The organism is Microcoleus sp. BM001215392, from assembly GCF_036700185.1.
Lineage (GTDB): Bacteria > Cyanobacteriota > Cyanobacteriia > Cyanobacteriales > Microcoleaceae > Microcoleus.
Map to the genome: position 1 here is coordinate 1 of NZ_JAUBOJ010000228.1, position 9,084 is coordinate 9,084.

The following is a 9,084-nucleotide window of genomic DNA, read 5'->3' on the forward strand; positions in this document are numbered from 1 at the left end:
GGGGTTTTCAACCCCTGTCGGACTGCCGGGAAAGCGCGCGCATTTAGTTAAAACCGACTAGAGAGTTTCAGGGAAAATGCGATCGATTTCTGTCCTCTGAAGCGAGGACTTTCGCTTCGACTCAGTACGTCAGGGGTTGAAACCCCTGCCTCAAAGCGAAAGTCGGTTGAAACCGACTAAAGAGATTGATGGAAAATACGATTCATTTTAGTCCTCTTTGAGAGGACTTTAGCTATGAGACAGGGGTTTTTAACCCCTGTCGGACTGTCGGACTCACACTCAATTAAAAGCTGAACTGAGTGCGCAAATTGCCCACAAATACAGTCGGATTGCCATCAAAATTGTTGGCATTGAAGATAGCATAAAATGCCGGGACGATCGCAATATTATTAGTAACCGGGTAATAATACGAACCCTCCACCTCGTACTGAGTACCTCCATTGCCGCCGCCCGAGAGCAAGAACCTGCTACCCGATATATAATTGTGGGGAATCACAAAGGAAAGCACACCCAGCGCGCCCTTTTTTCCCAGATCCGGAAATCCCATCCCAACTTGAAAAGATTGTACTTTAATGTCTCCGCCAGAGCGATCGCGATTTACCGGATTTACCTCAAGCTGGCCGTAGGAATAGCGCCCGAACAAACCAAAATTCCGGCTCAACAACCAATCAAAATTAACCACAAAAGAATCAGCACCGGAGTCTCTAACTCTTCCTCCAAAACCGTCATCCGCATAACCATAAGGCAGGGGTTCGCCCACAGTACCGCCAATAAATCCATTATAAGGTTTGAGGCTCGATCGCGCGTAAATCAGCCGCAGATTGAAAGCATTGCTGGGGGCATATTCCAACTGCGCTGTCATCGTGTTGGAACTGTTAAACAAACCATCCTTAGGATTGCTAGCAGTATTAAATACAGCAGGATTCAAAAATTCTGTATTTTCAGCCATATAAGCAGCCGTCAACTTCAGCGGCTTGGCAACTTGCCAACTGACAACAGCACCAGAACCGCGATCGACCGCATTTAACAGTGTACTGCCGTTCGAGTTAAAACTCGTTGCCCCTTTCAGATAAAATGTGAAACGGTTGCCATCAAAATATCGATAATAATTCAATCGCGGCCCGATCGCAACTTGAACTTTATCTCCCACAGGAAACGTGTAGGACATCTCGCGAATTCCCACAGCATTAGCCGTTGGCGTGCCAGTTTGATCTAAAAAAGGAGTTCCCCACGAGTTGTAAAAACCAGCCGAAACTAATTCGTTTGCAGGCGAATTACCGTTGCCGAAAACTAACTGAGTTACCAGAGAATCTTTGCCAGTAAACGAAGTATTTAGCGTCAGAAAAGCGTAGTAACTAAAAGTAGTTTCAGGCTGCCCGCGCTCAACCCGAGTCGGTCGGTTGTTGGCATCGCGAGTCGGTGCAGCAAAGGGGCTTCCCGGGGCGGTGCGGCTGCGTTCTGCCCTAATATCGCCTGTCGGAAATGCTGATGTGAGGTTGAACCAAACCGTCGCATTGAGTTTCGTGGTAGTTGAGAACTGATTCGATTCTAAATTCGCCGTGCGAGCTTCCAATACATCGATTCTACCTCGCAGCGTTGCTATTTCGGCCGCAAATTCTTCTTGCAGTCTCTGGAGTTTCTGTAAATCCTCTTTTTTAACTAAATTCGAGGTTCCTGCTGTTACCAACTCAGCAATTTTATCAAGACAAGCATTCAAACCTGCGGCGAATTCGTAGCGAGTCATGGCTCGATTTGGGCGATAGGTGCCGTCGGGATATCCAGCTATGCAGCCGTAGCGTTCAACTAATGATTGCAGCGCTTGAAATGCCCAATCTGTGGGCTTAACGTCGCTGAGTTGGGAAACTGATGTGACTTGTTCCATCTCCGGCGAGGCGGAAGTATCGGTTGCTTCTAAGCTGTCTGTTTGGATTTGGGTGATGTTTGTCGGCGCTGGTTTTTCTGGGGTTTGAATTGATTCTGATAAGAGGTTTGATTCGCTGGTTTCTTGAGTTGCTGTATCAGTCGGTTGCAGATTGTTTTGTTGGGAAGCTGCGGCGACTTCCGATTTTTTGTTGGTTGTTGGTTCCGGTGAAATATCGGCAGTTGGTTCTAGGGTTTGTGCAGGCTTTGTCTCTGGGGAATTTGGCTCTAGCGCAACTGGCGATGTAGCGGATTTTTCGGATGCTATATTTGTCGGCTTGACATCCTTGGTTTGAGAATTTTCTGCTATTTTTTCGCTGTTTGTTGCGACGGAAATACTCTCGGGTTTTTCTGGCTTTTGTGGTTTGGTATCAGCGATTATTTCTGGCGTTGATGCAGGATTTGACGCTGTTTCAATTTGGGCGATTCTCTTCGTTGATGAGCCTCCCGTAGGGGCGGGCTTCGCTAACGCACTTTGTGATTGGGCGGCATCAACCAGCGGTAAGTCGGCTGGCGAGGCTATTGCTTGCTGAGTTTCTGTGGCGGCAACTTCCGCAGCAGAGCTTGCAGGACAATGCAGCAGGCTCATACAAATTAGTGCTGGCGTTGCTGTCAGCAGGATTTGGAAAGACACAATTTTAGACATTATCCTCACACCGTTATTTCTTCAGTCGGCGCAGGCCGACTTTGTTTGTATAGACGCGGTTTCCACCGCCGATTCATAAACTTTAGTCAGTTTTTAAGTCAAGGGTTTGCGATCGGCTGCTGGGGGTAAAGCTCGCTGCTCTACAGGAGGCAAGTAGCTTTCATCAAATATCTTATTGACTGGGGGAGCTTCTATTTTTAAGGCTCCTGCTACTTGTTTGGCTGTCGCTTCCAGACGTGCTGGATCGACTCCGCCCAAGCCGACTTTTTCAACTTCTGGAGAGATGTAGAGCCGTTCTAAGGCGATTTGCAGGCGGCGCTTTTCGGCGTTTTTGTCCATCAAGCTATCTCCCGCTTTTGCTACGGATTCCAATCCGGCTGCTGGATCTTTTAATGTGTCTTGCAGTCCTTTAAAATACGCTCTCAAAAATCCTTTGACTACTTCCGGATTCTTGTCAAGAAATGCTTTTTTGACCACGATCGCATTTCCGTACAAATCTAGACCGTTCTCATTATAGTAGAAGACGTTTATATCTTCTGGCTTTTTGCCTGCTTTTTCTAATGCCGGGATGATGGTTGTGGCAAATCCGCTCACTGCATCGACATCGCCTTTAATTAGTAAGGTTTCCCGCAGCTTTGGTTCCATTGTAATCCACTCTACGCTGTCGGGCTGCACTCCTACTGTTTGGGCAAATACTGGCCACAGTTTGCGCGGTGCATCTCCTGCTGGAGCTCCTAGCTTTTTTCCTGTCAATCCTTTAGGATCTGCAATGTTCTTCGACTTGAGGCTGACAATTGAAAAAGCCGATCGATTGTAAGGGACTGCAACTGCTACTACCGGATCGTTGGGATTCTTGGCGTTGAACTCCATCATCGAGTAAATATCGCCAAATCCGATCTCGAACTGGCCTGCTGCTACTTTGGTGATGGTGTCTGAGGAACCGTAGCCCCGCTCGATTTTAACATCCAATCCTTCTGCTGGGAAATATCCTTTGTCAATGGCGATCGTCAGCGGTGCATTATCGCCCTGTAGCAGCCAAGAGGGATTGACTTTGATCGTCCGTTTTTGCGCGGTGTCAGCCGCTGTTGTGGCTGATCCACCCGGCGCTGCTGGGATAGTTCCAGCATTCGGCTGTTGGGATTGACAGCTACTCAGGATGACGGGAAGTGCAATTAGCATTAGAGATAGCGATCGTACTAACCAAGTATTTTTCATAAAAAAAGCTTGCTATTTGGACAACAAACCAACGCAAAAACCCATGCAAGCACCACAAATACCGTTGCCAATCTCTGCGGATGTCGCATCAAATTTAAGCAGCGCTGGGATTTCTGTATACGGTATACTTTTATTGCTGGGAATACTGTATATAGCAGCACATTTTTTATATTTGATCGATAAATTAACTTGGGATAACTTAATTTGCACCAATAGTTAACAATTTTGTTAAAGTTGCTTTATCGTTGGCAAAAAAATGTATTTTCCGATACAGACAAATTCAAATATATCAATAATAAATAAAAGATATCAAATTTTGATCCTTATCTGTATACAGAATACTACTGCTCGCTTGCTCGATAAAGGAGGTAGACTGATTGTGGTACAGCAGACAATGTTAACAGAAGATATCGAAACCAAAGAACCCGTACTTTTGGAATTCGATCGCGTGGGTTTAGAGTATCGAGTTGATGGTCAACCGAGACGGATTATTGATGAGATTTCGCTGTCGATCGCCCAGGGAGAATTCGTATCGTTTGTCGGGCCCAGCGGCTGCGGAAAAACATCTATCTTAAGGATGGTTTCCGGGCTGTCACCAGCTCCGATCGGCGAAATTCGGATGCGGGAAAAAAAGATTACCAAACCCCTAAAGAATGTCGGAATTGCCTTTCAAAATCCCGTGCTTTTGCCTTGGCGCAATACCCTCAACAACGTTCTGCTGCCGCTGGAAGTAGTGCAGCCTTACAAGCGAGAATTTAAAGATCCGCAGCGGCGAGAAAAGTTTATTCGCTCTGCACAAGAATTGCTATCTACAGTCGGACTGCAAGACTTTCAGAAACAGTTTCCGTGGCAACTGTCGGGAGGAATGCGACAGAGGGCTTCGCTGTGTCGGGGGTTAATTCACCAACCGGAAATACTGCTGCTAGACGAACCTTTTGGCGCCTTGGATGCTTTCACCCGCGAGGAAATGTGGGTGATGCTGCAAGATTTGTGGATGCGAGTGAAGTGCGTTTGCATCCTGATTACTCACGATTTGCGGGAGGCTGTATTTTTGTCGGATACAGTTTATGTGATGGGCCCGCGCCCGAGTTCGATCGTCTACAAAGTCAAAGTCAATCTACCACGTCCCACTACTCTAGATATGATAGTGTCGGATGAATTTAACCACATTGTGGCAGAGTTGCGCCGCCACATTCACCGCAATTAAAGACTTAGAAATTACCTTGATGATGCGGCGGTTAAAACCGCTCCCCGCCAGATAGTATCCGGTCGATTACCATCAGAAAAACGGTTTGTAGTGCGGACTCCCTTCCGCAGGATTTTGCGGAAGGGAGTCCGCACTACGAACCTTAGTTATTGCAGTCGATCTGCCGCACACAATCTCAAACCAATTCCGCTGTCGCGGACTGAAGAATAAACAGAGAAGCAATGGATAATTTAGAGAGATTTGCTCGGTCAAAAACAGCCAGCATTGTAATGCCGCTTGTTGCAACAATTTTGCTGTTTTTGCTGTGGGAGATTGTGGTATTGTTGTTTAAAATTCCGCCGTACAACTTGCCTGCACCTTCAGCGATTATTGCCGCCAGTTTCAACCAAAGTAAAGCACTGATCGAAAACACCGGACAAACCTTGTTTACAACCTTAGCGGGTTTTATGCTCGCAATTGTTGCAGGCGTAGTGCTGGGGTTTCTGATCGGATATTCGCGGATTGCTTATGTAGTTCTCTATCCGTTGTTAGTGGGATTCAATACTGTTCCGAAAGTCGCGTTAGTGCCGCTGTTTGCGCTGTGGTTTGGCATCGGTACGGTGCCGGCAATTCTGACGGCGTTTTTGCTGGCGTTTTTCCCGATCGCAGTTAACGTCGCTTTGGGACTAGATACAGTAGAACCCGAGATGAAAGATGTAATGCGATCGCTAGGTGCATCCCAAGTAGAAATTTTCCAAAAAGTTGGGTTCCCCCACACCTTACCATACGTCTTTGCCTCCCTGAAAGTGGCAATTTCCCTTGCCTTTGTCGGGACTGTAATTTCTGAAACAGTAGCCTCCAACAAAGGCATTGGGTACTTAATTGTCACCGCGAGTTCTAACTTTGACGTGCCTTTAGGTTTTGCAGGATTGATGGTTTTGGCGGTGATGGGAACCGTGCTTTACGGCTTGTTTGCCGCTGCGGAGAAATACCTGATTTACTGGGCGCGGTGATGGGATGGATTCAACCAAACCCACTGCCGGAAATTGGGGTGCAAGTGGCCTAAAGGTTCTTCGTGCCCAGCCTGTTTGATGTCTTCTACAGGTACTGGCGCGGGGATTTTTTTCGTTAGCGATCGATTGAAGAATGTCATAACTTTGCCTCCAAGAGGGTTTTTCTGGGAAGCACATGGAAACCTGTCACCATACCAGCTTTATTTGGTATGTCCGAATCTTTTTCTGTGCCTTATGATACTATTGTACAACTTTTTTGGCGGAATGTATCGGGCGATCGGGTGATATGGCAGAAAGCATTAGTGTCAACTTAAGCATCAAACCCTTGATAAATATCGCTTTTACCTGAGTCTCGATCCCCCTCGCATCCCCCGATCGAAGGGGGACTTTGAGCAGATTCCTGTCCCCCCCCTTATTAAGGGGGCGCCGGGGGGATCGAGTCCTAATCGTCAGACAACAGGCCCGTACTACGTTTGACCTGTTTGTTGACATCAATGACCCACCCCACAAGAATTCGATCGCATCATCGGATTGCTGACTCAAGGCGAAACCGCGCAATCTCATAAATTTCTGTTAAAGCCTGCTGCATTTCAGTTTCTGGGGAATTGTTGAGGCGCCGCTCAAATGCTTCGAGAATGCTGGTTTTTGTGTGGTTTTTCACCGCCACAATGAAGGGAAAACCGAACTTTTCGCGGTACGATCGGTTGAGGAATTGCCAGCGATCGAACTCTGCGACAGATAGCCGATCCAAACCTGCGCCGGCTTGTTCGTTAACCGATGCTTCTGCCATTTTTGCTTTGCTTCCCAAGTCCGGGTGTGCTTGAATTAAAGCTAATTTTTCGGCTTCAGTCATGGAATTGACGACTGTTACCATTTTAGCGTGCAAGTCGGCTGTGGAGGCAAAAGGGCGATCGTCCCAAGTGCCGCGGGCGACTGTGGGAGTGCCCTCAAAAATCGCGCCCAAGGCTTCTGTAAATGCCTCCTGGCTGATTTGGTTGAGTTCAACTAAAGAGTATTGCTGCATTGTAAATCGGGTTATTTTTTGCAGTGGTAAGGTGCGCCCACAAGTTTCAATTTAAGGTCAAACCCTCAATCCGGCAGGGGTTTAAACCCCTGCCTCATAGCGAAAGTCGTCGGTCGCCGACTGTAAAAAACAATTGTTAAAAATAGAATACTTGTGGGACTAAGTAACTAAAAATGTTATTAACTTTAGTCCTCTTTTAGAGGACTTTCGCTATGAGACAGGGAATTGATTCCCTGTCGGACTGTCCGACTCACCAACGATATCGATACAGCTTTCGAGCTTAAGTTGACACCAATGGGGCCGCCCATAAACACCCTAATAACTACTGTCAACTGTCAACTGTCAACTGTCAACTGTCAACTGTCAACTGACTTTAGTTTGTTCGACTTCGCCGTGGGCTTTGAGGAGTGCGGCAATTTTGCGGCGGATGATGATTCCCGGCTTATCTGTCAGCATATGCTGTTCTTGTGCAATGTCGAGCGGTACGTCCCAATCGGTGGTTTCTAAAATCCGCTTGTCTTCTAAAGTAACAGCGCGATCGAAGGCAATAATATCGCTGGTTTTTGCCTCGCTTTCGGTATCGTTGCGGAGGCAAAACTGCACCATTTGAGAAGTTGAATCGTCAATCGGAGTCATGGTATTGACGATGATGTGAACGAGTCCGTTCGGGTAAGCAATCCGCAGCTTGACAGTAAACGGCAAAAACCAAATTCCGTCTATTGTGCGCACGGTTTCTGATTGCTCTATGTTTAAGTTTTGCTGTTGTTCGGCGGGATTGGCGACACCCAAAACACTTCGGTAATGCAGTTCCCATTCTGTTTCTGTAAACTCCATCACATCGGGCGTGAGATGCTCCTCGCTGCCGAAAGTTGTGGTATGTACAAAAGTAGGATGAGCCATATCTAATTCGTTTTCCATTACCCGCAATCCCGCACAATTCCAAGGTTCGTAAAATTCATGAATTTGGCGGTAGTTCGGGTCTGCTGCTTCTGGAATATCGGGAATCTCGGCGATTGGTTCGCCCAAACAAACCCAAACGTATCCGTAGCGATCGCAAGCCTGATAAGATTTTACTTTGTAGTTGCCAGAAATCGAGCCGTTTGGCTGTTGCGGAACGCTGACACAAGTTCCTGACGAGTTGAATGTCCAGCCGTGGTAAGCACAGGAAATGTTGCCGCTGACAACTTTTCCCAGGGAAAGTTTAGCAGTGCGGTGACAGCAGCGGTCTTCTACTGCTGCGGGTTTACCTTCAGAATCGAGCCAAAGTGCGATCGGCTGACCTAATAATACAAAAGGTTTGGGTTCCCCACCCAATTCGGCGACGGGAATCACGGGATACCAGAATCCTTTGAAAACAGCTTGCTTCGTAACTAACATAATCCCTCCCATCCTAAATAATAACTCAACCCATCTTCATTCCATCCGCTACATCCGTTACAAAATCCGTTGCCGAACTGCCTTCTCTTTAACTACCGCGATAGGTACTGTAAGACCAAGGAGAAACAAGCAAAGGTACGTGATAATGTGCGGTGACATCCGCGATGCCGAACTGAATCGGAACGCTGTTTAAGAAAGGCGGTTCTGGCAAATTCTCGGCCGACTGCGCGAAGTATTCGCCCGCATAAAAAACTAATTCATAAACTCCCGGTTTGAGTTCCCTGTCTGATAGTAAGGGATCGGCGGTGCGGCCGTCAGCATTAGTTGTTACAGTTTTTAGCAGGATTTTTGCGCCGGATTTCGGGTCAATCGAATGCAGGGCGATCGACATATTTGCAGCCGGACAGCCGCGCGCTGTGTCGAGAACGTGAGTAGTAAGTTTGCCTGACATTATTGTAAGGTTAAATGCTGATTGTTGATTGATTTTTTCCTAGTTCCAAGAGAAGATAGAGGTAGAGCCTCTGGATATCCGTTTCCAAGCACAGCCAGGGAACCACTTTACATCCGCTACATCCGCTATAAAATCCGTTGCCGAACTTTCCTTCTACTTAGTGTAACGGGCCTGCCATGATGACTTTGGCGATCGCATGGATATCCGTTTCCAAGCACAGCCAGGGAACCACTTTACATCCGCTACATCCGC

The 9,084-nt window shown here is 47.2% G+C and carries 9 protein-coding genes; 3 read left to right on the plus strand and 6 right to left on the minus strand.

The genetic code is table 11. The features are described 5' to 3' along the window. Window positions 1-283 precede the first annotated feature (283 nt). Complete coding sequence (locus QT974_RS21730; protein ID WP_333470498.1) at window positions 284-2,566, minus strand: iron uptake porin; 2,283 nt, start codon at window positions 2,564-2,566, stop codon at window positions 284-286. A 93-nt stretch (window positions 2,567-2,659) separates the two neighbouring features. Next, window positions 2,660-3,781, minus strand: a complete 1,122-nt coding sequence (locus QT974_RS21735) for an ABC transporter substrate-binding protein (protein WP_333470499.1) — start codon at window positions 3,779-3,781, stop codon at window positions 2,660-2,662. A 43-nt stretch (window positions 3,782-3,824) separates the two neighbouring features. Here QT974_RS21735 and QT974_RS21740 point away from each other — a divergent pair, with 43 nt between their 5' ends. The 3 genes from QT974_RS21740 (at window position 3,825) to QT974_RS21750 (ending at window position 5,980) form a co-directional block, all read left to right on the plus strand. Then, window positions 3,825-4,001, plus strand: coding sequence for a hypothetical protein (locus QT974_RS21740; protein WP_333470500.1), 177 nt, complete (start codon window positions 3,825-3,827; stop codon window positions 3,999-4,001). Between the two features lie 159 nt (window positions 4,002-4,160). Further along, window positions 4,161-4,988 carry an ABC transporter ATP-binding protein gene (locus QT974_RS21745; protein WP_333470501.1) on the plus strand — a complete coding sequence of 276 codons (828 nt, stop codon included), beginning with the start codon at window positions 4,161-4,163 and terminating at the stop codon, window positions 4,986-4,988. Between the two features lie 221 nt (window positions 4,989-5,209). Further along, on the plus strand, window positions 5,210-5,980 hold the full coding sequence (locus QT974_RS21750) for an ABC transporter permease (RefSeq protein WP_333470502.1): 771 nt from the start codon (window positions 5,210-5,212) through the stop codon (window positions 5,978-5,980). Here the strand turns inward: QT974_RS21750 and QT974_RS21755 are convergent. The 4 genes from QT974_RS21755 to uraH all read right to left on the minus strand — a co-directional run bounded on the left by QT974_RS21755 (window position 5,965) and on the right by uraH (window position 8,832). After that, window positions 5,965-6,120, minus strand: coding sequence for a hypothetical protein (locus QT974_RS21755; protein WP_333470503.1), 156 nt, complete (start codon window positions 6,118-6,120; stop codon window positions 5,965-5,967). The two genes, QT974_RS21750 and QT974_RS21755, sit on opposite strands and share 16 nt — an antisense overlap. Before the next feature lie 383 nt (window positions 6,121-6,503). Beyond that, entirely contained in the window at window positions 6,504-7,004 is a 501-nt protein-coding gene (uraD, locus tag QT974_RS21760) for a 2-oxo-4-hydroxy-4-carboxy-5-ureidoimidazoline decarboxylase (protein WP_333470504.1), read from the minus strand. A gap of 363 nt (window positions 7,005-7,367) precedes the next feature. Next, window positions 7,368-8,381 (minus strand): aromatic ring-hydroxylating dioxygenase subunit alpha, encoded by a 1,014-nt coding sequence (locus QT974_RS21765; RefSeq protein ID WP_333470505.1) that lies wholly within the window; start codon window positions 8,379-8,381, stop codon window positions 7,368-7,370. An 88-nt stretch (window positions 8,382-8,469) separates the two neighbouring features. Beyond that, the gene (gene uraH, locus QT974_RS21770; protein WP_333470506.1) at window positions 8,470-8,832 is read right to left on the minus strand and encodes a hydroxyisourate hydrolase; all 363 of its coding nucleotides are present in this window, start codon (window positions 8,830-8,832) and stop codon (window positions 8,470-8,472) included. Between the last annotated feature and the right edge of the window lie 252 nt (window positions 8,833-9,084).

Coding starts and splice junctions, on each gene's coding strand:
- QT974_RS21730 (WP_333470498.1), bottom strand. CDS start 2,566: ATGTCTAAAATTGTGTCTTTCCAAATCCTGCTGACAGCAACGCCAGCA.
- QT974_RS21735 (WP_333470499.1), bottom strand. CDS start 3,781: ATGAAAAATACTTGGTTAGTACGATCGCTATCTCTAATGCTAATTGCA.
- QT974_RS21740 (WP_333470500.1), top strand. CDS start 3,825: ATGCAAGCACCACAAATACCGTTGCCAATCTCTGCGGATGTCGCATCA.
- QT974_RS21750 (WP_333470502.1), top strand. CDS start 5,210: ATGGATAATTTAGAGAGATTTGCTCGGTCAAAAACAGCCAGCATTGTA.
- QT974_RS21755 (WP_333470503.1), bottom strand. CDS start 6,120: ATGACATTCTTCAATCGATCGCTAACGAAAAAAATCCCCGCGCCAGTA.
- uraD (WP_333470504.1), bottom strand. CDS start 7,004: ATGCAGCAATACTCTTTAGTTGAACTCAACCAAATCAGCCAGGAGGCA.
- QT974_RS21765 (WP_333470505.1), bottom strand. CDS start 8,381: ATGTTAGTTACGAAGCAAGCTGTTTTCAAAGGATTCTGGTATCCCGTG.
- uraH (WP_333470506.1), bottom strand. CDS start 8,832: ATGTCAGGCAAACTTACTACTCACGTTCTCGACACAGCGCGCGGCTGT.